At 59.8% G+C, this 25,578-nt stretch carries 22 protein-coding genes; 18 read left to right on the top strand and 4 right to left on the bottom strand.

The features are described from left to right. Nucleotides 1-55 precede the first annotated feature (55 nt). A complete protein-coding gene (locus tag KJS47_RS08805) occupies nucleotides 56-328 on the bottom strand; it encodes a hypothetical protein (protein ID WP_213524522.1) in 273 nt (90 codons plus the stop codon). Nucleotides 329-499: 171 nt separating this feature from the next. Here KJS47_RS08805 and KJS47_RS08800 point away from each other — a divergent pair, with 171 nt between their 5' ends. The 12 genes from KJS47_RS08800 to KJS47_RS08745 all read left to right on the top strand — a co-directional run bounded on the left by KJS47_RS08800 (nucleotide 500) and on the right by KJS47_RS08745 (nucleotide 15,647). Beyond that, the gene (locus KJS47_RS08800; RefSeq protein ID WP_213524521.1) at nucleotides 500-793 is read left to right on the top strand and encodes a DUF1294 domain-containing protein; all 294 of its coding nucleotides are present in this window, start codon (nucleotides 500-502) and stop codon (nucleotides 791-793) included. Nucleotides 794-874: 81 nt separating this feature from the next. After that, a complete protein-coding gene (locus tag KJS47_RS08795; RefSeq protein ID WP_213524520.1) occupies nucleotides 875-2,662 on the top strand; it encodes a cache domain-containing sensor histidine kinase in 1,788 nt (595 codons plus the stop codon). Then, nucleotides 2,640-4,247, top strand: coding sequence for a response regulator transcription factor (locus tag KJS47_RS08790; protein ID WP_213524519.1), 1,608 nt, complete (start codon nucleotides 2,640-2,642; stop codon nucleotides 4,245-4,247). The genes KJS47_RS08795 and KJS47_RS08790 overlap by 23 nt, the downstream gene beginning before the upstream one ends. Before the next feature lie 295 nt (nucleotides 4,248-4,542). After that, a complete protein-coding gene (locus tag KJS47_RS08785; RefSeq protein WP_249716277.1) occupies nucleotides 4,543-5,406 on the top strand; it encodes an ABC transporter permease in 864 nt (287 codons plus the stop codon). Beyond that, nucleotides 5,400-6,260, top strand: a complete 861-nt coding sequence (locus KJS47_RS08780; RefSeq protein ID WP_213524517.1) for a carbohydrate ABC transporter permease — start codon at nucleotides 5,400-5,402, stop codon at nucleotides 6,258-6,260. The genes KJS47_RS08785 and KJS47_RS08780 overlap by 7 nt, the downstream gene beginning before the upstream one ends. 153 nt (nucleotides 6,261-6,413) lie before the next feature. Further along, nucleotides 6,414-7,976: an extracellular solute-binding protein gene (locus KJS47_RS08775; protein WP_213524516.1), complete on the top strand. Its 1,563-nt coding sequence runs from the start codon at nucleotides 6,414-6,416 to the stop codon at nucleotides 7,974-7,976. A 396-nt stretch (nucleotides 7,977-8,372) separates the two neighbouring features. After that, complete coding sequence (locus KJS47_RS08770; protein ID WP_213524515.1) at nucleotides 8,373-9,677, top strand: FAD-dependent oxidoreductase; 1,305 nt, start codon at nucleotides 8,373-8,375, stop codon at nucleotides 9,675-9,677. 328 nt (nucleotides 9,678-10,005) lie between these two features. After that, nucleotides 10,006-10,842 (top strand): hypothetical protein, encoded by an 837-nt coding sequence (locus KJS47_RS08765; RefSeq protein WP_213524514.1) that lies wholly within the window; start codon nucleotides 10,006-10,008, stop codon nucleotides 10,840-10,842. A 177-nt stretch (nucleotides 10,843-11,019) separates the two neighbouring features. Then, the gene (locus KJS47_RS08760; RefSeq protein WP_213524513.1) at nucleotides 11,020-12,702 is read left to right on the top strand and encodes a ribulokinase; all 1,683 of its coding nucleotides are present in this window, start codon (nucleotides 11,020-11,022) and stop codon (nucleotides 12,700-12,702) included. Between the two features lie 435 nt (nucleotides 12,703-13,137). After that, a complete protein-coding gene (locus tag KJS47_RS08755; RefSeq protein WP_213524512.1) occupies nucleotides 13,138-14,778 on the top strand; it encodes a GMC family oxidoreductase in 1,641 nt (546 codons plus the stop codon). Nucleotides 14,779-15,041: 263 nt separating this feature from the next. Beyond that, nucleotides 15,042-15,455 (top strand): DUF1259 domain-containing protein, encoded by a 414-nt coding sequence (locus KJS47_RS08750; RefSeq protein WP_213524511.1) that lies wholly within the window; start codon nucleotides 15,042-15,044, stop codon nucleotides 15,453-15,455. A 93-nt stretch (nucleotides 15,456-15,548) separates the two neighbouring features. Further along, on the top strand, nucleotides 15,549-15,647 hold the full coding sequence (locus tag KJS47_RS08745) for a YjcZ family sporulation protein (RefSeq protein ID WP_213524510.1): 99 nt from the start codon (nucleotides 15,549-15,551) through the stop codon (nucleotides 15,645-15,647). Between the two features lie 370 nt (nucleotides 15,648-16,017). Here KJS47_RS08745 and KJS47_RS08740 read toward each other — a convergent pair whose 3' ends face one another. Beyond that, nucleotides 16,018-16,422 (bottom strand): hypothetical protein, encoded by a 405-nt coding sequence (locus KJS47_RS08740; protein ID WP_213524509.1) that lies wholly within the window; start codon nucleotides 16,420-16,422, stop codon nucleotides 16,018-16,020. Nucleotides 16,423-16,648: 226 nt separating this feature from the next. On the opposite strand from KJS47_RS08740, the gene KJS47_RS08735 reads away from it, so the two are divergent. From KJS47_RS08735 to KJS47_RS08710, 6 genes are all read left to right on the top strand, one after another. Next, nucleotides 16,649-17,662 (top strand): GNAT family N-acetyltransferase, encoded by a 1,014-nt coding sequence (locus KJS47_RS08735; RefSeq protein ID WP_213524508.1) that lies wholly within the window; start codon nucleotides 16,649-16,651, stop codon nucleotides 17,660-17,662. A gap of 70 nt (nucleotides 17,663-17,732) precedes the next feature. Next, nucleotides 17,733-19,040, top strand: a complete 1,308-nt coding sequence (locus KJS47_RS08730) for an ABC transporter substrate-binding protein (protein WP_213524507.1) — start codon at nucleotides 17,733-17,735, stop codon at nucleotides 19,038-19,040. 21 nt (nucleotides 19,041-19,061) lie between these two features. Continuing rightward, nucleotides 19,062-19,967 (top strand): carbohydrate ABC transporter permease, encoded by a 906-nt coding sequence (locus KJS47_RS08725; RefSeq protein WP_213524506.1) that lies wholly within the window; start codon nucleotides 19,062-19,064, stop codon nucleotides 19,965-19,967. Continuing rightward, the gene (locus KJS47_RS08720; RefSeq protein WP_213524505.1) at nucleotides 19,967-20,842 is read left to right on the top strand and encodes a carbohydrate ABC transporter permease; all 876 of its coding nucleotides are present in this window, start codon (nucleotides 19,967-19,969) and stop codon (nucleotides 20,840-20,842) included. The genes KJS47_RS08725 and KJS47_RS08720 overlap by 1 nt, the downstream gene beginning before the upstream one ends. Nucleotides 20,843-20,879: 37 nt before the next feature. Next, nucleotides 20,880-21,587 carry a PIG-L deacetylase family protein gene (locus KJS47_RS08715; protein WP_213524504.1) on the top strand — a complete coding sequence of 236 codons (708 nt, stop codon included), beginning with the start codon at nucleotides 20,880-20,882 and terminating at the stop codon, nucleotides 21,585-21,587. 103 nt (nucleotides 21,588-21,690) lie between these two features. Continuing rightward, complete coding sequence (locus tag KJS47_RS08710; RefSeq protein WP_213524503.1) at nucleotides 21,691-22,512, top strand: lipase family protein; 822 nt, start codon at nucleotides 21,691-21,693, stop codon at nucleotides 22,510-22,512. Between the two features lie 124 nt (nucleotides 22,513-22,636). Here KJS47_RS08710 and KJS47_RS08705 read toward each other — a convergent pair whose 3' ends face one another. Together KJS47_RS08705 and KJS47_RS08700 are read right to left on the bottom strand one after the other, a co-directional pair. Continuing rightward, the gene (locus KJS47_RS08705) at nucleotides 22,637-24,019 is read right to left on the bottom strand and encodes a glycine--tRNA ligase (protein ID WP_213524502.1); all 1,383 of its coding nucleotides are present in this window, start codon (nucleotides 24,017-24,019) and stop codon (nucleotides 22,637-22,639) included. A gap of 413 nt (nucleotides 24,020-24,432) precedes the next feature. Further along, on the bottom strand, nucleotides 24,433-25,353 hold the full coding sequence (locus tag KJS47_RS08700; protein ID WP_213524501.1) for a M15 family metallopeptidase: 921 nt from the start codon (nucleotides 25,351-25,353) through the stop codon (nucleotides 24,433-24,435). Between the last annotated feature and the right edge of the window lie 225 nt (nucleotides 25,354-25,578).

The following is a 25,578-nucleotide window of genomic DNA, read 5'->3' as shown; positions in this document are numbered from 1 at the left end:
GGCTTGCGGCAATCGTTCTTGGACAGCCCGCTTGTGGGAGCGCTCCCCGCCTCCCTTAAGCATTCAGCATAAATAAGCCTATCGCGAGCACGACGATGCTGATCGCCATAGCGCCGGCCGCAGACCCGGTCATGGCGACGCCGGTGCGCACCACGCGGACCGCCTGCGTGAGCAGCAGCAGGGCGAGACTGAGGAGCAGCCAGCCTAGGACGGATGGCTGGAGGCTGAGATGGAGCGCTTCCCAGAGCACCCAGCCCGCGGATAGCAAGACCGATGCGGCCAGGCAGGCCGCTACAGCCGACAGGGCGGGGGTTTCCTTTGCACGCATGACGAATCCCTCCTTTACTGTTATCCTATTACCCAGGAACGCCCGTTAGGCCTCATTATCGGTTCCCTGGGCAAGGAGGCTTCCTCCATACGGTCTACGGACCGAGAAGCGGAGCCTTGGCTGCTCCCCGCCGAGGACCACGGGCGCGCAGAAAGGAGGACACCCGACACCATGAAGCTGCTGCTCATGTACCTCGCGCTGATCAATCTGGCAGCCTTCCTCCAGATGGGGCGGGACAAGGCTGCCGCCAAGGGACGGCGCCGCCGCACCCCGGAGAAGAGCCTGTTCCTCACCGCTCTGCTCGGAGGCTCGCTGGGAGCCTGGATCGGCATGGAGGTATGGCGTCACAAGACCAAGCACGCCTCTTTCCGGTTCGGCATTCCCGCGATCCTGTTCGCGCAGGCGATCGCGTTCGGCTATTGGTGGTACCGGCACACGGAAGGAATCGCCGGTCTGCCGTTCTAATCTTTCCACAACAATCTTCCCCGGAGCGTAGGCAGTGGGGACGCATACGCCTCAACCAGCCTGTCAGATGGAGGTGAGCCGATGAAGGGCATAACCGGCTTTTTTGCTCTCTCGTCTCTTAAAAACCGGTTGTTTCTCGCGTTCCTGCTCCTGATCTTCCTCCCTTATGCCCTACTTCAGCTCTACAATTACTCCCAGATCGAGCTGGCACTCAAGCGCCAGGTCAGCCGGCAGAACATGCAGCAGCTCGAGCAGCTCAAAATCCGGTTCGAAGATCTGCGCAGCACGGTCTTCCGGATCGCCATCCTGCTGGAGAAGGATCCGAGCATCACCGACGCCCTGTCCGGCGAGGGGGGCGGCGAGGAAGTGCGGACCAAGCTGCTGGAGGACAAGTTCAACGAAATTACCGGGCGGATTCTGCCCTCCCCGTTCGTCTATTACGCGCTCGCCGACCTCCACGGGCACGTCTACACGTCGTATCATCCGGCCAAGCCTCTTTCCGAGGCGGCCTTCCTCATCAATCCCGAGACGAGGGAGCTGCTCCGCGGCCCGCTCACCTACCGCTGGGTCAATGCGCCCAACGATCTGGACGCGTCCGACAGCAAAAACCCCCGCCTTCTCACGCTCTATTCCTCCTTCGCGGAAGAGGGCGGCCCGCCGCGCGCCCTGCTGCGGATCAGCATCGATTTTCAGGCATGGCTGTCTTCCATGGCACGAACCTTTCCACTTCTGCAGGACTTCTACATTCTGGATGAGCGCGGCCGTCCGCTCGCCGCGACGGCGGAGCAGACGTTCGACCCCGCCTCCGTCCGTCCTCCCGGTTCTTATGCCTATACGCTGCAGGACGACGAGGACGCCTATTGGATCGAGGACGCCTATCTGTACAACCGCGTCGACATGCCGACCACCCAATGGGGACTGATCAGCCGGTTCCCTCTGCATCTCCTCTTCGGGGACATCGAGCATCTCAAGAATCGCACGCTCACCACGCTGCTCCTGTCCACCGTGCTGTTCGTCCTCATTACGTTCCTCATCCTGTCCCGCATTACCCGGCCGCTCCGCCTGCTCCAGCACAAAATGGCCGAGATCGTCGACCGGCGCTTCAACGCGAGTATTCCGACCAAATCATACAGCGGCGAGGTGCTCGCGCTAGCCCAATCGTTCAATAACATGGCAGCTGATCTGCGTATGCTCGTCTCCCGGCTGAAGTCCGAGGAGCGGCAAAAGGAGGCGGTCCGGTTCCAGGTGCTGCTGTCGCAGATGAACCCGCATTTTTTGCTCAATACGCTCAACACGGTCAAATGGAACGCGCTTAGCCGGGGAGACGAGGTAACCGCCGACATCTGCCAGTCGCTCGGACGGCTGCTCGAAACGGGGCTCAACGTAAGCGCCGACCTCCTCCATCTGAAGGAGGAGCTGGAGCTGGTGGAGGCCTATGTCAGCATCCAGTCGTACCGGTACGAGCGCCAGTTCCAGGTGCAGATCGAGGTGGAGCCGGGGCTGCACTACGCGCTCGTGCCCAAGCTTAGCCTGCAGCCGCTGGTGGAGAACGCGATCTTCCACGGACTGGCGGCCAAGCAGGACGGCACGATCCGCATTCGTGTCTATGCGGAAGGCAAGCAGTGTGTCCTCGAGGTGGAGGACGACGGGGTCGGCTTCGGCCGGACCCAGCCGCAGGCGGGCCGCAAGCGCAAAGGCATAGGGCTCACCAATGTGCAGGAGCGGCTCGAGCTGCTGTTCAAGCGGGACGGCAAGCTCGAGATTCAGCCGCTTGCGGAAGGGACGCTCGTGAGGCTGACGTTTCCGCTGCTCGTGGCGGCGCCATATGAGGAAGGAGGAGAGAACCATGTGGAACGTGCTGCTCGTTGAGGATGAGGTGTTCGTACGCAGAAGAATCCGCGAGATGATTCGCTGGGAGGAGCTCGGCTTCGTCATCGCGGCGGAGGCGGGCAGCGGGGAGGAGGCGCTGGCGGTCCTCCGGGAGAAGCCGATCGATCTGGTCATCGCGGACATCGTCATGCCGGGAGGCATGGACGGCGTCGAGCTGCTGCGCCGGGCGAGGCAGGAGGGGCAGTCCTGCCTGTTCGTCATGCTGACGGCGATGAGCGAATTCGAGTATGCCCGCCTCGCTCTCGAATACGGAGCATCGGCCTATCTGCTGAAGCTGTCGATGAACGTACAGGCGCTGGAGGAGACGCTGGCCAAAGCCGACCGCGAGCTGAGGCGGCTCGTCCAGCACGAATCCCGGCTGGCGGAGGAGCCGTTCCGCCGGCTGTACGGCCGCGCCTGGCGGCAGCTGTGCGGCGAGGGGCATGGGGCGGACAGCGGCGCCTGGGCGCAAGCCGTCCCGCCGTTCGGCGACCGCTGCCGGAACGTCTGGATCGGTGCGTTCCTGAACGGAGGCGAGCCGCTGGCGCCGGAGACGCTGCTTCGAAGCGGCCTTGTCGGCTTCGGCTGCCGATCGCTCGTGCACGCTTTCGCCCATGCCGGCCAGACGACGGTCTTCGTCTGGAATCCCCAGCCGGGCGGCGTCCCGCCGGCGGCGGGCACGCTGCCGCCCGGCGCGGTCTCGCCAATCGTCCCCGCCGTCCGCTGGCAGGAGGCGTGGGCGCAGGTGCTGCGCGGCCTTGACCGGCTCTGGTACGGCGGCGAAGCGGCGTTCCGCACGGGGGCCAGGGCCAGCGGCGAAGCGGCTGCGGGAGCGGCGCCCGAGCGGCCCGCGGACGGGCAAACGCCCGGGCCAAGCGGTCCGGCAGCGGAACCGCCGGGCGCAGGCTCGAGCCCGGCAGGCGCGCCGGGAGCGGCGCCCGAGCCGTCCGGCCGTGCGGCGCAGCCGCTCGCGTGGAAGACGGAGCGGACCTGGCTCGAGGCGTTCGAGCGGCGCAGCCTGTCCGCGTTCTGCGAGCGGGTGGCGGCGGACTGGCCGAGAATGGTGGCCGGCGGGTATCCGATGGCCGCGGTCAAGGCGGCGGTCGCCCGCATCGACCGCCAGCTCGCGCTGACAGCCGGGGCGCCGGCGGAGCCCGAGGAGGAGCTCGCGCACGCGGAGAGCTGCGAAGCGCTGCGCGAGCGGTTCCTCCTCCGCGCGGAGCGGTACGCCGAGGAGTGGCGCCGCCAGCCGGTCGCCGAGACCGACCACCCGGACATCAACCGGGTGCTCGAGCATATTCGAACCTGCTACGAGGAGGACATCACCCTCAAGGCGGTGGCCGCCATGGTGGCGATGGACGAGACGTATTTGAGCGCTCTGTTCAAGAAGAAAACCGGCGACACGCTCATCCACTTCGTCCAGAAGCTCCGGGTCGAGCAGGCGAAGCGGTACCTGGACACGACCGGCATGCCGGTCGCCGACATCGGGGCGCGCGTCGGCTTCCCGAACGCGAACTACTTCATCAAGATTTTCAAGCGCTGGACAGGACAAACGCCTAGCGAATACCGGGCGCGGACCAACTAACCAAATTTGTTCCATCGATTCCCCAAACCTGTTCCTTCCGGCTCTCTCGTCTTCCATGGTACTTTGAAGACAGCAGCTATGGCATCGGACAGCTGGAACGCCGTTTCGCCCGGCAGCTGCCGGGAAAATAGAAAGCGTTTCCAATGTAGTTCCGAAGCCGGACAGTCGAGGAAAGGATGTGGGAGTGATGTCGTCCAATTCATGGTCCGCCGAACCGGCCGTGCAGCCGGGCGCGGGCATCAAGAAAAAGCAGACGTTTTGGAAAACGATCTGGTCGCACAAGGAATTCTATCTCATGCTGCTGCCCGGCGTCATTTATTACATCATCTACAAGTACGCGCCGATGTACGGCATGGTCATCGCCTTCAAGGACTACGACATGAGCGAGGGCATTCTCGGCAGTCCGTGGGCCGACCCCTGGTTCAAATACTTTCAGCAGTTCTACGAATCCCCCTACTTCTCCCAGCTGCTGACCAACACGATTCTCATCAGCGTCTACAAGCTGGCGTTCGGCATGCTGCCTCCGATTCTGCTGGCGATTCTGCTCAACGAATGCCGGGTCCGCTGGTTCAAGTCGCTCGTGCAGACGCTCAGCTATATGCCGCATTTTCTGTCCTGGATCATCATCTACGGTATCCTGCTTATGTTCTTCTCCCAGGATTCCGGCATCATCAACCGGTGGATCATCGATGCGGGGGGCAAGGCGATCCCGTTCCTGAGCTCGACCGAATGGTTCCGAACCATGCTCGTCGGCTCGGAGATCTGGCAGAACCTCGGCTGGGGCGCTATCATCTACCTGGCCGCCATCGCCGGCATCGACCCGACGCTGTACGAAGCGGCCCGCGTGGACGGCGCGAGCCGGATGCAGATGATCTGGCACATTACGCTGCCGGGTATCCGCAGCGTCATCATCCTTCTTCTCATTCTCCGCCTCGGCCACATGATGGACGCGGGCTTCGAGCAGATCTACGTGCTGTACAACGTGTATGTCTATCCGGTCGCGGACATTCTCGATACGTGGGTGTTCCGGACGGGCCTTGAGCAGTGGAACTACAGCCTCGCCTCAGCGGTCGGCCTCTTCAAGTCGCTGATCGGCCTGGTGCTGGTCCTGCTCTCGAACGCGATGGCTAAGCGATGGGGGGACAGCGGGATATGGTAAGAAAAGGCGAAGACAGACTGTTCCAGACCGTCACTATGCTCATCCTTGCTCTCGTCGGCCTCGTGTCGGTGGTTCCGCTGCTGTACGTCTTCTCCGTCTCGCTCACCCCGTTCGCGGAGGTGCTGCGCCACGGTGGGTACGTGCTCATCCCTAAGGAGATCACCTTCCATGCCTACAAGAAGCTGTTCGAGTCGTCGGGCATTCCCCGCGCGCTCGGCGTCACCGTCTATATTACGGTGGTGGGCACCATGATCAATCTGCTCCTGACCACGCTGGTCGCTTATCCGCTCAGCCGCAAGAAGCTGCCAGGCCGCAACATCTTCCTGATGATGGTCGTGCTGACCATTCTGTTCAGCGGCGGCATCATCCCGACCTACCTGATCGTCAAGGCGACCGGCCTGATCGACAGCCTGTGGGCGCTCATCCTGCCGGGCGCGGTTAACAGCTTCAACGTGCTGATCATCAAGAGCTTTTTCGAGCAGCTGCCCGAGGAACTGTTCGAGTCCGCCCGGATTGACGGCGCGCGGGAGTTCCGCATCCTGTTCACGCTTGTCATTCCGCTCTCGGTGCCCGCTATGATCACCGTCGGCCTGTTCTATGCGGTCGGCCACTGGAATTCCTTCTTCAGCGCCATCATGTACATGACCGACCGGTCTCTGTACCCGCTGCAGGTCGTCGTCCGCGAAATTCTGATGCTGAGCCAGCAGCAGGTCGAGAACGTCGAGGAGCAGGTGCCGACCGTGACTATGCAGATGGCCGCCGTCATCTTCGCCAGCCTGCCGATTCTCGTCGTCTATCCGTTCCTGCAGAAGCATTTCACCAAAGGCATGCTGCTCGGTTCCATCAAAGGTTGAACGTCCGTACCCAAGCGGTCCGGCTTCAATAGCAAGGCTCCTTGGCCAGTCGCAGCCCATAAGGTGCCGAGAGGGTGCCGCCCATGAAGGTGGGAAGAGAACGGCGCGCCGGGCGGGGAGAACCAGATCCGAACGAAAGGGAAGGGGAAGCGTATGAACAGAAGCAAATGGGTGCCGCTCAGCTTGACGGCGGCGTTGGTGACGGGAAGCCTGCTTGCCGGCTGCAGCTCGGGAAGCGGCTCAACTTCGGGAGGAGACGCCGCGGCCAAGCCGGGCGAAAGCGCAAGTGCAAGCCCGAGCGCCGCGCCGTCCGCTCCGGTCAAGATTCAGATGGCGATGGCCGCCTCCGGGCTGCCTTCTCCGGAGAATGACGACATCAAGAAGACGATCGACAAGAAGCTGAACACCGATCTCCAGCTGACGGCGATCGCCTCGGGAGAAGACTACAAAAACCAGATCCGCGTCCGGATCTCGGGCGGCAACTTCCCGGATCTGTTCTCTGTCGAGCTCGCGGACGTGAAGGAATTCTCCGACAAGGGACTGCTGCTGGACCTGACTCCCTATATCGACAAGGACCTTAAGACGGCCAAGGACTTCGTGCTCAGCGAGCAGAAGGAGATCATCAAGAAAGCGACGATTAACAACAAGCTGTACGCCATCCCCCGGATCGGTGACGTGCCGTTCTCCACGATGTGGATTCGCCAAGATTGGCTGGATAAGCTGAACCTGAAGATGCCGACGACGCTCGACGAGATGATGGCGGTCGCCAAAGCGTTCACCGAGCAGGACCCCGACGGCAACGGCAAAAAGGACACGTACGGGTTGACCGGAGCCAAAATCGGTGCGTTCGCCTCGGTATTCGGAGGCTTCGGTGCCGGCGGGCCGGGCACCTTCTATGAGAAGGACGGCAAGGTGATGAACGGTTATTACGATCCGGCGATGCCTGACGCGCTCAAGTTCATCAAGTCGATGATCGATGCGGGCGTCGTTGATCCGGAGATCATGACGAACAAGGCGAACATCGAGGTGCAGAAGGCGTTCCAGGGCAAGGCCGGCATGATCTTCCGGGGCTGGACGGACATGGCCAAGGACGAATTCGTCGCCCAGTACAAGGCGATCAACCCGAACGCCAACTGGGTACAGATCAGCCCGCCGCTCAAGGGGCCGGGCGGCGCCTACGACGGAGCTTACGATTACGACCGGCCGTCCCGCTACTGGGTCATTCCCAAGGCGCTTGAGAAAGACAAGGCGAAGCTGCAAAAAGTGTTCGATCTCATCAACTACGTCTCGAGCGCCGAGGGCAACCGGCTCGTCATGTACGGACTCGAGGGCAAACATTACAACCTGAAGGACGGCAAAGTCATCCCAACCGATCTGATGGCCAAGGAAGGCAACTACTTCAACCTCTATCAGATCACCGGCCGTCCGAACAAGGAATATCTGGAGATCAAGTTCCCGAACCAGGCCGCCGCGACCGACGTGGCGATCAAGGCGCCGCGGATCAAAGCCTTCGACAGCTCGGTGCTCCCGCCGACCGGCTATAACAAAGCCGACGCCGACCGGTTCGCCGAGGAGGAGCTCATCAAGTTCGTCACCGGCAAGCGGCCGCTGTCCGAATACCCGGATTTCCTGAAGACGTTCGAGACGACGTTCCAGTATAAGACATTCGTCGAAGCAGGGGAGAAGCAGATCCGCGATCAGGGCTTCGTGAAATAACCCCAAAAAGTGAAGCCTATGCTCTGAAGCTTAGTCCGGATACTTTTTGGGGGCCCCGGAAGATTGCTTAAGAGAAGCCTTATGCTCCGAAGCTTAGGCCTGGTACTTTTGGGGGGCTTCGGATGCCTGACAGTGGCTTTGAAGCGTAGTCCCGATTTTTCGAGCATCGGAGGGAACGATGAACGTTCCTTGAAGGGAAGCCGGCATCGCAGTCGGACCGACAGCTGTCCAGCAGCATCTCAGACTCACCCCATAGAACGCCCCGTCCGGACCGCCGGGTTGCCGGCGGCGGGCGGGAGCATCGAATCGTGACCGAAGGACACAGGGGCGGAGAGCGGCGAAAGGCGCTCTCCGGCTGCCGGTCCTTTTGTGCGGTCAACCGAGGAGGAGAAGAAGATGAGCAAGCAGACGTATGATGTAATTGTGGCGGGTGGAGGACCGAGCGGGATCGCGGCAGCTGTCGCGTCCGCCCGAGTGGGTGCCCGTACACTGCTCGTGGAGCGTTACGGGTTTCTCGGAGGAGCCGGGACGGCGATGATGGTCAACCCGTGGATGTCGTACCATTCGGCCGGCACCGGCCAGGTACAGCTGATCTTCGGCGTCCTGCAGGAACTGATCGACCGGATGACCGCCATGGGCATGTACGGCCATCCGAAACAGCGGACCGCTTTCGACCCTGAGGCGCTCAAGGTGGCGGCAGAGCAGCTGTGCCGCGAAGCCGGCGTTGAGCTGCTCTATCACAGCTTCTTGGGCGACGCGCTTATGAATGAGGACGGCTCGCGCATCGAAGCCGTCCGCTTCGCGAACAAAGCGGGGCTGGTGGACTTCCAGGCGTCCATGTACGTCGATACGACGGGAGACGCCGACCTCGCTGCCCTGGCAGGAGCCATCGTCGAGAAGGGGCGGGCTGTGGACAGCCTGAGCCAGCCGATGACGCTCAACTTCCGGATGGCGAACGTCGACACCGACCGCGTGCCGACTCGGCAGGAGATAACCGACCTGTATCTGGCCGCCAAGCATCGCGGCGAGCTGGACTGTCCGCGGGAGAACGTACTCTGGTTCTGGGCGAACCAGCCGGGTGTCATCCATTTCAATACGACCCGGATCATCCGCAAGGACGCTACGGATCCGTGGGAGCTGACCGAGGCTGAGATCGAAGGGCGCCGCCAAGTGCAGCAGCTCGTCAAGTTCCTTAAGGCCGAGGTGGCCGGCTTTGAGGATTCGTACCTGCAGACGACCGCTCCGCAGATCGGCGTGCGGGAGTCCCGCCGGGTGATCGGGGAGTACCTGCTGACGGCCGAGGAGCTGCTCGCCGCTTGCAAATTCGAGGATGTCATCGCCCGCGGTGCATACCCGGTCGACATCCATAACCCGGACGGCGCCGGCACGGTGCTGCAGTATTTGCCGGATGGCGAGTGGTATGACATTCCGTTCCGGACGCTCGTCCCCAAGAAGATCGAGAACCTGCTCATTGGAGGCCGTCCGATCTCGGCGACGCACGAAGCCCACTCCGCGATTCGCGTCCAGCCGATCGCTATGGCGATCGGGCAGGCAGCCGGCACGGCGGCGGCGATCTGCGCCAAGGAAGGCGTCCTGCCGCGCGAGGTCGATGTGCGGGCCGTCCAGACGGCGCTGACCGAGCAGGGAGCCGTGCTTGGCCTGGAGCCGGCCGGGCCGGAGGTTGAGGCGTCGTCGTACTAGACGGCTCGTCCGGATGCCGGAGGATTAAGAGGAACGACAAAGCCGCGGTTCGGGCACTGCCCGCCGCGGCTTTTTATTGCCTAAAGGAAGTTCGAATGCCTATACGATGCCAAGAAAAAAACGAGCGGACAATGGGCTCGTACGATATAATGTTCTCCAATTGGAAGAAATTCCATATATTTCAAAGATTTATGTTCATGAATACATCTGCAACCGTAGAAACACAACCCTTCTTATCCAACTGCTATTCTTTGCTAATATCCATCCCGCCTCAATCCAGCAAGCCATCACTATTTCATCCTAAATTTAAAGAGAATGAAGGGGAATCATGAAGAAAGTTTCGGTTGCTATTCTTATGGGGATCACTTTAATTGTCGCCAGTTGTGCTAAATCATCGGAAGTCGATAACCTTCAAGACAACGCGAAGATCATTGAAAAGCTGGGTGATGGGCAAAAAGAAGTGACCCAAACAGATGTCAAAAGAATAATCGAGCAAAGTTCGCTTGCTTCTCAAAAAATCGTTTCTTATTCTTCTGTACAAACGGGTAAAAGTCTTTACTATTCTAAGCGGCGTATAGATGAAAGATTCGATAAAAATACGATTGAGTACAATAAATCGATTGGCTTTCATATCAATAGCGAGTTTAGTTCCGGGGAGAAAAATGAATTCTATGTATTCCATGACAAAGATTTTGTCTATTCGAAAGTGACTAGGGAACCTGCAGAGACGCCTGCATGGAAAAAGAACGATGAAAGCTACAAATATCTAATTGGACAACGCATAGTAGATTGGGATGTCAGCGAGCTGCTCGACATTTCCGATATATCATGGAATTATTTGGGGAAGGAGAGTCCAGTTCATAGATTCGAATATAAGGGAAAGGTCGGCCGGTTAAATGAAGGGGCTGCGGCTGAAGCTTTACTGGGTACCGGTATTCTGGTGGATCCGTTTTTAGGATTCGGACAACTCCAGATATGGGGACTAGTAGAGATTGACGAGAAGACCTTTCATCAAGTCAGTAACCATATTATCGTTATCTTTAATAGGGAGCATGAATCGCCTATCGAGTATAACTACGCTCAAATGGAAGTCCAATGGAATAGGCAGCAAATCAATCAAATCAATCGTATAGAGCTCCCTGAGGAAGCTAGAAGCGCACCATAAGCAGGAAGAGGCTCCTCCTCGCCTGCGGCGTTGCACGTCCTGTTAAATCCCGTATACTATTAGATATTCCTGTCCCTGGAAACCTGCGCAGGCATCGTTCGCAGACAGCGGCTTTCTAAAGCGTTTTGCGAAACCGCTTTCGCGGCGGAATAGGGACATCTGACGGAGGCTATTCGGATGGAACAGCGATATACAATAGGAATCGATTTTGGGACGGAATCCGGGAGAGCAGTACTTGTCGACGTTCGCAGCGGGGAGGAGCGGGCGACGCACGTGACCCCGTATGCGCACGGAGTCATCGACCGTACACTGCCGGGAAGCAGCCGGCCGCTGGAGCCCGACTGGGCGCTGCAGCATCCCCGGGATTATCTTGATGTTCTTAGGCAGTCCGTACCGGAGGTAATCCGGCTGGCAGGCGTGACCCCCGAGCAGGTCATCGGGATCGGCATCGATTTCACCTCCTGTACGATGCTGCCCGTGAATGCCGAGGGAACGCCTCTGTGCCTCGTAGAAGGCGGAGCGGAGGAGCCGCATGCTTACGCGAAGCTATGGAAGCATCATGCCGCACAGGAGGAGGCGGACCGGATCAACCGGCTCGCCGAGGAGAGAGGGGAGGCCTTCCTCGCCCGGTACGGAGGCCGCTCGTCGTCCGAATGGATGCTCGCCAAGACCTGGCAGCTGCTGAACGAAGCTCCCCAGGTGTACGAGGCGGCGGATCTCGTTCTTGAAGCCGCAGATTGGGTCGTCCTGCAGCTGACCGGCCGCCTCGTCCGGAACAGCTGCTGCGCCGGATACAAGGCGTTCTGGCACAAAACAGACGGGTATCCCTCGGAGGACTTCCTGCGGGCGCTGGATCCGCGCCTCGCCTCACTTCCCTCGACCAAGCTGCGGGGGCCGGTGGCCGCGCCGGGCACGAGAGCCGGCGGCCTGACCGCCGAAGCGGCCGAGCAGCTCGGCCTGCTGGCAGGCACGGCCGTTGCCGTCGGCACGATCGATGCCCATGCCGGCGTTCCGGGCAGCGGCGCGACGCAACCCGGCCAGCTCGTGCTTGCCATGGGCACGTCGCTGTGCCACATGCTGCTGAGCGACCGGGAGGTGGCGGTCGCCGGCATCAGCGGCGTCGTCGAGGAAGGAATCGTGCCGGAGCTCTTTGGCTACGAGGCGGGGCAGCCCGCCGTAGGCGACCTGTTCGGCTGGTTCGTCAAGCAGGCTGCTTCGGCGCAGGCCACCCGGGAGGCGGAGCAGGCCGGACTCGGCCTTCACCAGTGGCTGGAGCGGGAGGCCGCCCGTCAGCGTCCCGGCGAGCATGGGCTGGTGGCGCTGGACTGGTGGAACGGCAACCGGTCGGTGCTGGACAATACGGACCTGAGCGGGCTGATCGTCGGCCTTACGCTGCAGACCAAGCCGGAGGACCTGTACCGGGCGCTGATCGAGGCGACGGCCTTCGGGACGCGCAAGGTTATCGAGACGTTCGAGGCGGCGGGGCTGGAGGTAAGCGAAGTGTTCGCCTGCGGCGGTTTGCCTCAGCGGAACCGGCTGCTGCTGCAGATTTTTGCCGATGTGACCGGCCGGGAAATCCGTATTGCGGCCTCGGAGCAGACGACCGCCCTCGGCGCCGCCATGTTCGGGGCGACGGCCGCGGGTCCCGAAGCCGGCGGCTATGCAACCGTTGCGGAGGCGGCGGCCCGGATGGCCCGCCTTCGCGAGGAGACGATTCGTCCGATCGCCGAGCACCGGGCGGTCTACGACGAGCTATATGGTGTCTATCTTTCGCTTCACGACCTGTTCGGAGCGGATGAAGGCAGCCTGATGAAGAAGCTGAAGTCGTTGAAGCGGCCTCGCGAGACGGCATCGGTCTAGAAGGCCTTGCTCCCTCTCCCTCCCCGAACAGGACATCAGGAGAATGTGCGGTTCGGTGTGCTGCGGCTGTCACGCCAAGTAGATGAAATTTGCAAATAAACAAAGAGATCAAGCATAGCTTGATCTCTTTGTTTATTGGAATCCAATCCGCGTTAGCCTTCTTTTGGGCTTCTACGCTGGAGGGACGGTTCCCATCCACGCCCTCTTCCTTTCCCTACATGCCGCTGCTAACTTCAGTGCCTGTGTTGCCGCTGTTTCTGTGCGCGTGAGGATGCATCCCATTCACGGTTGTATATCCTTGGGCGAGTGGGAAGAGGAATGGGCTTTTGGCTGCTCTACCGTTGGGGGTACGTTTCCACATACGTGGCACACAGGACGAGGGAGCGTAATACCTTGCATTAGACCATTCACTATAGCATGCAAGGAGACTACAGAATGATCCAAAACAGGCGAAAGCTTTGGTTTGACTATGTAGTGATCGGTACGGGACCCGCCGGCGCGGTAATTGCGAAGAAACTGTCCGACGACAAACGAACCTCCGTTCTTCTCTTGGAAGCCGGGCCAAACAAGGACCGGGATGTGCCGATTAAAGATTCAACGTTTGCTCTGGAACTTGAAGAGCAATTTTTTCCGCAGTATTTTTGGCAGGGGGAGGGCGTTCCGCAGGAACAGCTGGACGATCGCTCCTTCGAATGGACGACCGGGCGGTTATCTGGGGGAGGGTCCTCCATCAATGGAGAACAGTATGTGAGGCCAACTGCCGCCGTCTTAAGAAGGTGGCAAAAGTTATTAGGCCCCGCCTGGTCTCCCGAGCGGGCAATTCAACGTTTCAAGCGGCTGGAGAACTACAACGGAAAAACCCTTCACCGCTCTATTCACGGCTACCGGGGCCGTGTCGATATTCGGCAGGCACCGGTGAAGCCGACAGCGATGGCTCGAAAGCTGGTTTCGGCTATCGAAAGGGCGACTGGATTTCCGAGAATATTAGATTATAACGACCCGAGTACACCACTCGGACCGTTCACGAGATGGCAGTTATTTCAGCAGCCAGACGGACAGCGGGAAAGCTCGTCGACCGCCTTTTTGTCTTCTGATGTTATCGATGCTCAAGGCCGAGGGGTAGGAGGACGCAGATTAAAGGTCAGCTACAAGGCGACAGCCCTTCGCGTCCTTTTCTCCGGCAAGCGTGCCGTTGGCGTTTCGTTTCTCGACAAAGGGCGATTTACCAGGGTGTATGCCCGTGAGAAAGTCATTGTATCGGCAGGAATCAACAGTGCACAGTTGCTGATGCTTTCCGGGATAGGGCCTGCCAAGCTTTTGAAAAAGTCGGGAATTCCCCTCGTTTATGACAATCCCAACGTAGGAAAAAATCTGCGCAACCACACTCTCAACTTCGCCACCTTCAAAGCGAACCCCAAGGATTCTCCGCTCCCTCACTCGGATCCGAACGCCCTTTACACCGGCGGAGCTTTCCTGCCTTCCCCTACTCCGGGAGCCAGTCCCCATCGCCGAGGCGTGCAATTGATCGGAATCGGCGGGAAAGGTACGCTGACCATTGCCATCCTGTACCTTATGCCGAAAAGCCGGGGCTCCATTCGGATTCAGAGCAAAGATCCCTTGCAAATTGTACTGGCGGACGAGGCGTTTCTGGCCAATCCGGCAGATATGGAAGCGGTCAAACGAATTTATCGGACGTACATCAAGAAGATAGCGAAGAACTTATCGAGGATTGATCCCGCCTACCGGCTCATTTCGCCTACCATTGACGTCATCAATGACGATGCGAAGCTCGAATCGTTTATTAAAGAAAATTTTGACCACAATCATCACCAGCAAGGCGCTCTCCGCATGGCTCCTATTGACAAAGGCGGTGTTGTGAACAGCCGCGGCCACGTCCATGGCGTGAGAGACCTGATCGTTGCCGACGCTTCCATCGTTCCATTCACGGTAGACGGCAATACGTCCGCTGCCGCCTATTTGATCGGATCAACCATAGCCCAGCAGCTGCTTAAGGAGAAGAAAGGACGAAAGACCAGCTTGAACGTTCACCGGAAGGGGGAGCGGGTAGAGGAATAGCCCCGCTGCTGCTCTCGCTGCCCATCTATATCCACTATAACAAGAGGCTGTATCCCATCATCGGGGACGGCCTCTTTGTTTTTCCTATTGACGACGTATGGGCGCGTCCTCGTTCGTCTAGCCGAACGTCCTATTCCGGATACGGACCCTGAAACCTGGAAGAAGGGATCTTCTAAAAATAGGAGTTTATTCTGATCGTTAGGCCCAATCCATTTTTTTGTTTAGCCATACATTGTCTGCATAACGATAAAGGAGGGTGTTTCATGGCAGTTAAGCCAAGTCCCCAGTTTATTAGACTGTGTAACCAATTCTCAAGAATTCTTGGGGGCGAACATGAAATTGATCCGGGACCCGTTTGCTTTGTCAGTCGCTCCAGACAACTGAATGCGACCATTTTAGGCAGAAAAACGACGTCTCCCCTGGTCCGCTATCAGCTGTTTTCCTTTGAGTCCCTCGATAGTTCCGGGCGTGCCCTTTGCCTGGGGGAAACGGCATGTACGCAAAATCAAGCGAACCGTCTCATCCGCAATCTTCAACGGCGGGGGATCACGGTCACCGCTCTGCATAATCACTGGCTGAATGAAAGCCCCCGGTTGATGTACATCCACTGGGAGGCGATCATGAACCCGATCGTATTCGCCAGAAGAACAAAAGATTCGATTCGTTTCCTGGGATAAAGTTATTCCGATTGGTCATACGTCCATTCGCGTAAAGGGCGAGGGGCATATGATAAATTGTAAGCTATTCACACACAAAAAGGAGGAGACGCAATGAGCGCTTGCAGAGGGTTTGGGTTCGGAACCTCCACGGCTACGATCTTGGTGCTGTACATTCTGCTGGTCATTGTTCTCAGCACGTTCTGGATCTAATCACATCGACAAAAGGGAGCCTACACAAGTGTAGGCTCTTTTTTTTTATTGCCCGGGAAAAGAACGGTCCTTAATACAGAGTAGGGGTCGGTGGGCAGGATACGGCTCTTATCAATGCTGGGTCGATTACGTCATAAAACCAAAACAATCCGTTCCAGCGATAGCCCGATGCTCCCTCATATGCCACGCGGGTCGGAAAAAACCAGAAACTCTCCCCATTCCACAGCCAGACATACGTGAATGAATTCAAGCAGTCAATGATATATGTTCCGGTAGGAACCTGTGGAATGAACGGGGGAGGAGCGGGCAGGGGCTGCGCGGGAGAACCGGGCAGCGGGAAAAAGCCCATTTGCAATCACTCCCTACATTTTTATGCTAATAAAACGATGACCAGCAGCTCGAAGAGAACAAGAGTCAGGATCGCGGCCTGGCTGGCAAAATACGAGCTCAGACCAAAACCCGGACCGAAACCGGGACCGAAACCGGGACCAAAACCAGGACCAAAACCAGGACCGAAACCGGGACCAAAACCGGGACCAAAACCCGGACCAAAAAAGCCGCGATGTCCAGCAGGATGGGACACGCTTAAGTAGAGGTGTCCGCTGTCGCACTGGACGATGACCCCTTCGAAGGTCCGGCCATCCAACGTCTGGACACGCACCATCCGATTGACGTACGACCTGCAAATGTGGTGGACCCGATCCCGAATGGATCTTAAAGTACCGACCATCTGGGGATCCGCTTGATAAAGAACCTGCTGCTGTTGAACACTCATCGCAAGACCTCCGCTTACCTTTATAGTTGCTTCCCCTCACCATATGCAGGAGCCCAGACCGAGGTTCTTCTTGAGTTCGTAGTAGGATGCCCGTGGACGCATCCATAATGGGAACCAACAAAAACGAAAGCAGTTGCGCGAAGCGGAAGACATATCCCCACGCGAGCGGAAATATCCATAATACTGTGTCAAATGAATACACGGAAGGAACAAAGGGGGACGAGCAATGACGGCCATTCGGTACCGCTACTACGAGCGGGGAGACGAGAAGCGAATCGTCAAGCTGTGGAACGAATGTCTGCGTCTGGATCCGATAACGGACCTCCGCTTTCGCAACCTGGTGCTGCTGGACGCGAACTTCGATCCGGAAGGGCTGCGTCTCGCCTTCGATGGAGAACGGCTGGTCGGCTGTATGTACGGCGTTCGGAGGCGTCTGCCCATGCTAGGGACCGATCTGGAGCCTGAGAACGGCTGGATTCCGTTCTTTTTCGTAGCGCCGGAGGCGAGGCGCCGGCGGATCGCCGCGAATTTGCTTCAGGATGTGTTCGCCTTCCTGGCTAAGCATGGGCGAACGACGGTGTTTTTTGCCTCCTACGCGCCCCATTACATCCTCCCGGGCCTCGACGAAGACGCCTACCCGGAGGCGGGAGCTTTCCTTCGGAAGCACGGCTTCCGGAAGCGGTACTCGCCCGTCGCGATGAACATCCCGCTCGTCGGCTATGCGATACCGGAAGATGTGGAGCAGCTGAAACGACAGCGGATGGAGGAGGGGTACACGTTCGAGCCGGCGGAGGACGGGGATCTGTACGAGGTCATCCAGTTTGCGACCCACGTCATGGAGAACGCCGATTGGGGGCGGGCCATTCGGGAGGGCGTACGGCAGGGGCTCCCGCTGACGAGCCTTCACCTCGCGCGGGATCACGGCCGGTTGGTGGGCTTCTGCATGCATGGCGGGTACGAAGGAATCCGGGAGCGCTTCGGACCGTTCGGCGTCGATCCCGAGCAGCAGGGACGAGGGCTTGGCAAGATACTGCTGTACGATCTGCTCGCTTCGATGCGTGCGCAGGGGATGCACGGCGCGTGGTTCCTGTGGACGGGGGAAACAACGCCGGCGGGGTATCTGTACAAGCGCGCCGGGTTTCGGGTAACGCGGACCTTCCAGGTGATGGCGCGGCCGGTGGAGGAACCGGCTGCTTCCGATACGAGCTCCGAATCAAGCTCCGAAACGAAGGCCGAATGAGAAGCCGAACGGACGTCCGAAAGGAAGCCCGAAGCGGGCAGATAACCCAAACCGGAGGGAGAGACTCAGCATGAATCGATTGGTGGCTCGATCCGTCAGCCTGATGACCGTGTCCGCGCTTGCGGTCGGCATGGCCGCCTGCAGCTCGGATGCGGGTAAGGGCAAGAGCAGCGGCGTCGTTACGCTTACGCTGCTCTCGCATTACGCCGGTCCGCAGGAGGAGCAGCTGAAGCCGTATATCGATCAGTGGAACAAGGAGAATCCGAACATCCAGGTCAAGCTCGAGCCGGTGGACTTCGGCGAGCTGCTCAAAACGATCTCCGCGAAGCAGACGGCGGGGAAGGTCGCGGACATTATGCACGTCTATTCGATGTGGGGCGGCCAGCTCGGCAAAAGCAAGGTGCTGGCGGATCCGCCGGCCGATGTCGTGGAGGACATCAAGAGCAACTATCCGGAAGCCGCGGTCAAGGGCTCCTCGATCGGCGGCAAGGTGTACGGGTACCCGACCGAGGTGCAGGCCTACGCGCTGTTTTATAACAAGAAGCTCCTCAAGGACGCCGGCTACGACAACCCGCCGCGAACCTGGGACGAAATGTACAGCATGGCGAAGAAGATGACGAAGAAGGACGCATCCGGCAAGATCGAGGTGCAGGGCTTCGGCTTCAACCGAGGCTACGCGTCGATCGTCGACCAGCCGTTCCTGTCGCTGCTGGCGACCGCGGGCGGCACGCTGCTCAGCGACGACATGAAGAAGGCGCAGCTCGACTCGGATACGGCCAAGAAGACGCTGGAGTATACCGCCAAGTTCTATACGGACGGCATTTCCGATCTGTCGATCAGCGTCGGCAAGAGCTTCCCCGCCGAGCAGACGGCGATGACCATTCAGGCCGGTTGGTGGGCCGGAACGCTGGCGGGAACTATGAAAGACCTGTACGCCAACGTCGGCACCGCGCCCATTCCGTCTCCCGACGGCCAGACGAAGGGGTCCCTCGCCTACACGTGGATGTGGGGCGTGAACAGCAAGTCCAAGAACCAGAAAGAGGCCTGGGCATTCCTGAACTGGTTCAACACGAAGCCGATTAAGGACGGCTTGACGCCAGAAGCGAACTTCCTGCTGGACGCCTTCAACTCGGTGTCTAGCCGCAAGACGGACCTGAACGCTCAGAAGCTCAAAGACAAGCTTGCCAGCGACACGGTGCTCAAGACGTTCACCGACGCGCTCCAGTATGCGAAGCCGGAGCCGAACCCGGCGGCGGGCGCCGAGATTCAGGACATTTTGTATAAGCAGATCGAAAGCGTATGGTCCGGCCAGACGACGGCTCAGCAGGCGCTTCCGCTTGCCCAGAAGGACATCCAGGCCAAGCTGGCTGCCGACTAGAAGGCTTGCGGAGGTGAGGCAATGGCGAACAAGCGAAGCAAGCTGAACCGGGGACAGGCGCTGACGGGCTATCTGTTTTTGATGCCGGTGTTCGGCTTCTATGCACTCTTTTTTCTCATCCCGCTCCTGTTCTCCCTCTACTTAAGCTTCACGGAATGGGGCGGCTTCGACCTGAGCCTGATCAAGTGGGTAGGGCTCGACAATTACCGCGAGCTCTTCCGGGAAGGATCGCCGTTCCTGAATCCCATTATCAAGAACACGTTCGTGTTTGCCTTCGGCACGGTGCTGCTGTCGTTCTTCATCGCTCTTGCGGTGTCCTACATGATTACGAGGCTCAAGTACGAGGGATTCTGGCGGACGCTCTACTTCCTTCCGACCGTCACGACCATCGTGGCGATCGGAAACGTGTGGCTCTATCTGTACAATCCGACGAACGGCGTCATCAACGAGGTGCTGCGCAAGCTGGGGCTGCAGACAGTCCGGTTTCTGGACGATCCGTCGACGGCGCTCGCTTCCATCATCGTTGTGGGCGGCTGGCTCGGCATCGGCAGCTCGGTGCTCATCTTGAGCGCCGGCCTCAAGGCGATTCCCGAGGACTACAACGAGGCGGCCATGCTGGAGGGAGCGGGGCTGTGGGCTCTCTACTCCAAGATTACGCTTCCGCTGCTCAAGCCGTCGATTCTGTTCGTCTTGATTACCTCGTTCATCGGCGGCCTGCAGTCGTTCACCCTATCGCTTGTCATGACGAAGAACGGCGGGCCGGGCAATTCGACGAACGTCGGCGGCCTCGAGATGTATAACCAGGCGTTCAACTACGGCAACTGGGGGACAGCCAGTGCGATGGCGTTCGTCCTGTTCGTGATTATTTTCGCGGTGACGCTGCTCCAACTGGCGGTGTTCCGGCGGGGAGGGGTGGAGAGCTACTGATGAAACCGAGACGCTTCCCCTGGTTCTCCTATACCGTCATTGTGCTCGGCGGCTTTCTGATGGTGTTCCCGTTCCTCGACATGCTGGCGTCGTCGTTCAAAGGGCCGGCGGACTATAACCGGATGCATTATGCGTTCCTGCCCGAGCAATTCCTGCTGGACAATTACGGCACCGCCTTCGAGAAGCTCAAGCTGGGTCTCCTGTTCCGCAACAGCATCATCAAGTCGGTGGCGACCACGGTACTCGTGCTGCTGACCAGCTCGCTCGCCGGGTATGCGCTTACGAAGCTCCGGTTCCGCGGGCGGCAGCTGACATTCCGGTTCATTCTGGCGACGATGATGTTTCCGGGCTTCCTCTTCCTCATCCCGAACTTCTATATCATGGTTCACTTCCCGCTCGTCGGCGGCAACGATCTGTTCGGGGAGGGAGGGGACGGCGGGATGGCCCAGTACCGGCTGGCACTGATCCTGCCGTTCGCCGTGAGCGCCTTCGGCATCTTCCTGATGCGGCAGTTCATCTTGACGATCAACGACGCTTATATCGAGGCGGCGCGGATCGACGGGGCCTCCGAGCTGCGAATCTTTTTCCAGCTGATTCTTCCGATGACGGTGCCCGCTCTCGCCACTCTCGCTATCTTCGAGTTCATCGGCAGCTGGAACGAGTTCATCTGGTCGCTTCTCATGTATACCGTCAACACCGAGCTGGCGACGCTACCGGTCGGCATCCAGCAATTAAAGTCGCACCTTGACGCGAGCATGACCCAGCCGCTTGTCAACGCAGCGATGGTGATCAGCACCGTTCCGATTCTGCTTGTCTTCATCTTCCTGCAGAAATATTACATCCGGGGATTGACGAATACGGGCCTCAAGGAGTAGCGGCCCCGCCATTAACCAGACCAAGGGAGGAACGACTATGGCTTCTTCGGACAAAAAGCATATCCTCGCGATCGGCGCCCATGCCGGCGATCAGGAGCTGACGGCCGGCGCGACAATCGCGAAGTATACGATGGAGGGGCACAAGGCGACACTGCTTCATCTGACGCCCGGGGAGAAGGGACATCCGCGGCTGACCCCGGACGAGTACCGGAAGCAGAAGATCGAGGAGGCGTACCAGTCCGCCGAGATTCTCGGCGCGGACGTCCGCTTCCTGGACTACAAGGACGCCGAGCTGCCGGTGACCGAGGCGATCAAACTGGAGGTAGCAGATATTATCCGCGAGCTTAAGCCGGACATTCTTATCACCCACTGGAAGAACAGCATCCATAAGGACCACGCCAATACGCATCTCATCGTGCAGGACGCCCGGTTCTATGCCGGCTTGAAGACGATCGAGCGTCCGCTGCCTCATCATTACGCCGGACAGCTCTATTATTCGGAGAACTGGGAGGACATGGACGATTTCGTGCCCGAGGTGTTCATCGACATTCCGGAGGACGCTTACGAGACGTGGGTCAAAAGCTTGAGCGTGTACGCGTTCGCGCGCGGGGAAACCTACGGATTCCCATATATCGACTACTACAAAGCACTGACAGTGGTGCGCGGAGCGCCCGTCTATTTCAAGCGGGCGCAGGGCTTCATGGTGCCGAGAGGCGGATTGAACAAGCGGCTCGCCTACTTTTAGCGGCAGGCGCGCACGGCCTATTTAGGAACGGCCCGCGCCGGTTGGGTTCCTGCTGCCAGTACCTTTTCCCTGTCCCGGCATAAAATGCAGCAAGAGCATCGATATGCGGAGAAAGGGAGCGATCCGATTGGCCGCAAGCAGCTGGAAGCACGCCATCTTTTTGTCGGCTCTCGCCTACCAGGCGGGGCAGGCGTATGCGCGGGGCGGCGCGTTCGTCGTCCCGCGGGGCTACCGTCTCGTCCAGACGCTCGGAGGGGCAGACTATCCGTTTCTTGGCTTCGTGCTGGAGTCCCGCTCGCGGCTGATCGCGGTCTTTCGCGGTTCTCAGGACCTGCGCGATCTGCTCACCGATTTCGACCAGAGTCTCATCCGGTTCCCGTATGCGGAACGGGGAGGGGACACACATCGCGGCTTTACCAAGCTGTACACCCGGGCGGTTCGGGAGCCGCTCCTTAGGCTGCTCCAGAGGAAGAAGCGCAAGCCGCTGATCTTGGCGGGCTTCAGCCTGGGTGCAGCGCTGGCTACGTTGGCGGGTCTCGACATAACGCTTCATGCCAAAGGCTGGAGCCCGGCCGTCTATACGTTCGGCTCTCCCAAGGTAGGGGATGCCGCGTTCGCCGGCGCCTACGACCGGGCGGTTCCGCGCTCGGCCCGGGTAGCCAACCGGTTCGATCCCGTCACCCGGTTCCCCGCCTCCACGAAGCAGCGTCCGTACACGCATGTGGCGAGGAAACGAGAGTGCGATTTCCGGCGCGGCCTGCTGCTCGACAATCATAAGATCCGCAACTACTTCGCCTGCCTCGCCGCGAAGGATCCGCTCTATGCCCGTCAGCTGGCGGCCGCCAATCCGGGGCTTTGCCCCGTCGTGCATCCGATCTATCCGGCGCCGCTCTCCGCTCCGGCCAAGGCGGCTCTCCCCAGCTGATCGGAGGAGCCGCGCCGACGCCGGCCGCGGAGCGGCGCATTCGGGCAGACAACAAGAGGAGCAGCGGCCCGGCCGCTGCTCCTCTTTGGTCTATCCTGCCGTCCGCATTAGGCGGCCAGGCTTCCTAAAACGCCAGCTTCTCCTCCAGGAACGATGCGAGCTGCGCGATCGGCATCCGCACCTGCTCCATCGTATCGCGGTCGCGCACCGTCACTTGGCCGTCCTGCTCCGACTCGAAGTCGTAGGTGATGCAGAACGGCGTTCCGATCTCGTCGTGGCGGCGGTACCGCTTGCCGATCGAGCCGGTCTCGTCATAGTCGACCGAGAACCGCTTCGTCAGGTCGGCGAACAGCCGCTGGGCCGGCTCCGACAGCTTCTTGGACAGCGGGAACACTGCCGCCTTGTACGGCGCGAGAGCCGGATGCAGATGCAGCACGGTCCGGCTGTCGTCTCCTTCAAGCGCCTGCTCCTCGTACGCGTCGACGAGGAACGCCAGCGTTACCCGGTCGGCGCCGAGCGACGGCTCGATGCAGTACGGAATATACCGCTCGTTTGTATCCGGGTCGATATAATGGAAATCCTCGCCGGAGAACGCCATATGCTGCTTCAGGTCATAGTCGGTCCGGTCGGCGATGCCCCACAGCTCGCCCCAGCCGAACGGGAATTTGTACTCGATGTCCGACGTGGCGTTGCTGTAATGCGACAGCTCCTCCTGCGAATGGTCGCGCATCCGGATGCTCTCTTCCTTCATGCCGAGCGAGAGCAGCCAGCTGCGGCAGAAGTCGCGCCAGTAGGAGAACCACTCGAGGTCCTCGCCCGGCTTGCAAAAGAACTCCAGCTCCATCTGCTCGAATTCCCGCGTGCGGAACGTGAAGTTGCCCGGCGTGATCTCGTTGCGGAAGCTTTTGCCGATCTGCCCGATGCCGAACGGCAGCCGCTTGCGCATCGTGCGCTGGACGTGCTTGAAGTTGACGAAGATACCCTGAGCCGTTTCCGGTCGCAGATAGATCTGGTTCGAGCTCGATTCTGTCACGCCCTGGAACGTCTTGAACATCATGTTGAACTGGCGGATGTCCGTGAAATCGGCACTTCCGCAGTCGGGGCACACGACTCCGTGCTCCCGGATGAGCCGGCTCATTTCGTCGAACGGTAGGCCGTCGACGACCATCTCGATGCCCTTCTGCTCGAGCGCTTCCTCGATCAGCTTGTCGGCGCGGTGGCGGGCCTTGCACTGCCGGCAGTCGATCATCGGATCGTTGAAGTTGCCGACGTGGCCGGACGCCTCCCAGGCGCGCGGATTCATCAGGATCGCCGCGTCGAGACCGACGTTGTATGGGGACTGCTGAATGAACGATTTCCACCAGGCGCGTTTGATGTTGTTCTTCAGCTCGACGCCGAGTGGGCCATAGTCCCATGTGTTGGATAAGCCTCCATAGATGTCCGAGCCGGGAAAGACGAAGCCCCGGTGCTTCGCGAGCGCAACGATTTGGTCCATGCTTACTGCCATCTTGTTTCCATCCTCCTGAACGATTGTACTTGCCGGGACGGCAAGGCCTTCCGAACATGCAAAAAAGCTCCCGTCCCGGAAAAAAAAGCAAGCCTGCTTCTTCTCCAGGGACGGGAGCTTCCTCCCGCGGTTCCACCCTAGTTGGCGCGCATGTCCGCGCCCTCTTCCTTCGCCGGACGGCTCCTGAGGCCCCTTCGCCGGGCCGGACCCGCCGGGCTCCCACTCTCCCCGGCTCGCTGGGCGGTCCGATTCCCGGGTACTCTCCCCCGATCCTCACCGTTCCTGTTCAATTAGGCAACAGTGTACAATACCTTCCTTCAAATAGCAACCGGAAGGGGGCTGACATGCCGCTGGAGAGGCTTGCGCAGGGCTCTCGAAGGGGATGCTCGACGCTAAAGAGCCGCCGGTCCATGCTAGCGGGAGACCGCCTTGGAGCTGCCGAGATATTCCTCAAGCGTCAGCCCCTTCTGCGCGATCTCCTTGGCGATGTCCGTGCCCACATACCGGATGTGCCACGGCTCATAGGCGTAGCCGGTGATGCTCTCCTTGCCCTTCGGATACCGGATGATGAAGCCGTACTCCGAAGCGTGCTTCGCGAGCCACTTGCCCTCGGCCGTATCGCCGAATTCTTCCTCGAGACCGAACTTGGCGCTTTGGCTGGAGACGTCGATCGACAGGCCCGTCTGGTGCTCGCTTGTCCCCGGCTGGGCGCTGTACATGGCCGCTTTGGCCTCGCCCTGCGTCTTGACGTTATTCGCGTAGATGCTTTTTTGGGTAGCATAAGACCGATAGGCCGAGACGCCGTACAGCTGGATGCCGTCCTTCTTCGCGCCCGCGAACAGCTTCTCAAGCGCCTTGGCGGCTTCCGCGCGCATCATCCGCTTCTCGATCTTCTCATTGAAGGAGAACGGGACGTCCGGGTAAACCAGGTCCGACGGCACGTAGTCCGACGGGAGCAGCACCTTCTTGTTGACCAGCACGGTGACCGCTGTCACATTCGTGGCGGCCGTCTGGCCGGCGCCGGCGTTAGCCGGCGTGGACGACGGGCTGCCCGCAGGCGGGGCGGACGGCTTGGTGCTGGCCGGCGCAGTTGGCTGCGTCGAAGCGGGCGCCGAGGCCCCTGGGCTGGCCGAGACGCCCGGCGAGGCGCTTGTGTTAGGAGACGCGCTCGCGCTGGCTGAGGGCGACGGACTGCCGGAGGGGACGGTTGCCCCCGTTTCTTTGGATTGGCAGCCTCCGAGCAGCAGGGCGGAGCCCAGCAGCAGGGCGGCGGAACGGCGATAAAGGGACGGCAGCCGCGAAGCGGCCGGTCTGTTCGCGTCGGGATTGTTCATTTCGTTGGCAAACCTCCTGGTGAGAATGGCTTTCTTCGCTGTCGTTTGGGCCTAGATGCAAAGCAAGTATCATTATACCATTCTAAAAGAGGCGGAACGAACGTAATCCTTAGGTCAAACAGACTAGTTTTTCTTGCGAACCCCGTATCGGGGATGCAGCCTCCGTGCTATACTGAGGGTATATCGATTATGAAAACGGTTAAATGACGAAAATACCGAACTAGA

Source organism: Paenibacillus sp. J31TS4 (assembly GCF_018403265.1).
GTDB lineage: Bacteria > Bacillota > Bacilli > Paenibacillales > NBRC-103111 > J31TS4.
This window is presented reverse-complemented; position numbering and strand designations above follow the sequence as displayed.

What these genes read in the sequence shown, in the direction of transcription:
- KJS47_RS08805 (WP_213524522.1), bottom strand. Translation starts at nt 328, where the DNA reads ATGCGTGCAAAGGAAACCCCCGCCCTGTCGGCTGTAGCGGCCTGCCTG.
- KJS47_RS08800 (WP_213524521.1), top strand. Translation starts at nt 500, where the DNA reads ATGAAGCTGCTGCTCATGTACCTCGCGCTGATCAATCTGGCAGCCTTC.
- KJS47_RS08795 (WP_213524520.1), top strand. Translation starts at nt 875, where the DNA reads ATGAAGGGCATAACCGGCTTTTTTGCTCTCTCGTCTCTTAAAAACCGG.
- KJS47_RS08790 (WP_213524519.1), top strand. Translation starts at nt 2,640, where the DNA reads ATGTGGAACGTGCTGCTCGTTGAGGATGAGGTGTTCGTACGCAGAAGA.
- KJS47_RS08785 (WP_249716277.1), top strand. Translation starts at nt 4,543, where the DNA reads ATGCTGCTGCCCGGCGTCATTTATTACATCATCTACAAGTACGCGCCG.
- KJS47_RS08780 (WP_213524517.1), top strand. Translation starts at nt 5,400, where the DNA reads ATGGTAAGAAAAGGCGAAGACAGACTGTTCCAGACCGTCACTATGCTC.
- KJS47_RS08775 (WP_213524516.1), top strand. Translation starts at nt 6,414, where the DNA reads ATGAACAGAAGCAAATGGGTGCCGCTCAGCTTGACGGCGGCGTTGGTG.
- KJS47_RS08770 (WP_213524515.1), top strand. Translation starts at nt 8,373, where the DNA reads ATGAGCAAGCAGACGTATGATGTAATTGTGGCGGGTGGAGGACCGAGC.
- KJS47_RS08765 (WP_213524514.1), top strand. Translation starts at nt 10,006, where the DNA reads ATGAAGAAAGTTTCGGTTGCTATTCTTATGGGGATCACTTTAATTGTC.
- KJS47_RS08760 (WP_213524513.1), top strand. Translation starts at nt 11,020, where the DNA reads ATGGAACAGCGATATACAATAGGAATCGATTTTGGGACGGAATCCGGG.
- KJS47_RS08755 (WP_213524512.1), top strand. Translation starts at nt 13,138, where the DNA reads ATGATCCAAAACAGGCGAAAGCTTTGGTTTGACTATGTAGTGATCGGT.
- KJS47_RS08750 (WP_213524511.1), top strand. Translation starts at nt 15,042, where the DNA reads ATGGCAGTTAAGCCAAGTCCCCAGTTTATTAGACTGTGTAACCAATTC.
- KJS47_RS08745 (WP_213524510.1), top strand. Translation starts at nt 15,549, where the DNA reads ATGAGCGCTTGCAGAGGGTTTGGGTTCGGAACCTCCACGGCTACGATC.
- KJS47_RS08740 (WP_213524509.1), bottom strand. Translation starts at nt 16,422, where the DNA reads ATGAGTGTTCAACAGCAGCAGGTTCTTTATCAAGCGGATCCCCAGATG.
- KJS47_RS08735 (WP_213524508.1), top strand. Translation starts at nt 16,649, where the DNA reads ATGACGGCCATTCGGTACCGCTACTACGAGCGGGGAGACGAGAAGCGA.
- KJS47_RS08730 (WP_213524507.1), top strand. Translation starts at nt 17,733, where the DNA reads ATGAATCGATTGGTGGCTCGATCCGTCAGCCTGATGACCGTGTCCGCG.
- KJS47_RS08725 (WP_213524506.1), top strand. Translation starts at nt 19,062, where the DNA reads ATGGCGAACAAGCGAAGCAAGCTGAACCGGGGACAGGCGCTGACGGGC.
- KJS47_RS08720 (WP_213524505.1), top strand. Translation starts at nt 19,967, where the DNA reads ATGAAACCGAGACGCTTCCCCTGGTTCTCCTATACCGTCATTGTGCTC.
- KJS47_RS08715 (WP_213524504.1), top strand. Translation starts at nt 20,880, where the DNA reads ATGGCTTCTTCGGACAAAAAGCATATCCTCGCGATCGGCGCCCATGCC.
- KJS47_RS08710 (WP_213524503.1), top strand. Translation starts at nt 21,691, where the DNA reads ATGCGGAGAAAGGGAGCGATCCGATTGGCCGCAAGCAGCTGGAAGCAC.
- KJS47_RS08705 (WP_213524502.1), bottom strand. Translation starts at nt 24,019, where the DNA reads ATGGCAGTAAGCATGGACCAAATCGTTGCGCTCGCGAAGCACCGGGGC.
- KJS47_RS08700 (WP_213524501.1), bottom strand. Translation starts at nt 25,353, where the DNA reads ATGAACAATCCCGACGCGAACAGACCGGCCGCTTCGCGGCTGCCGTCC.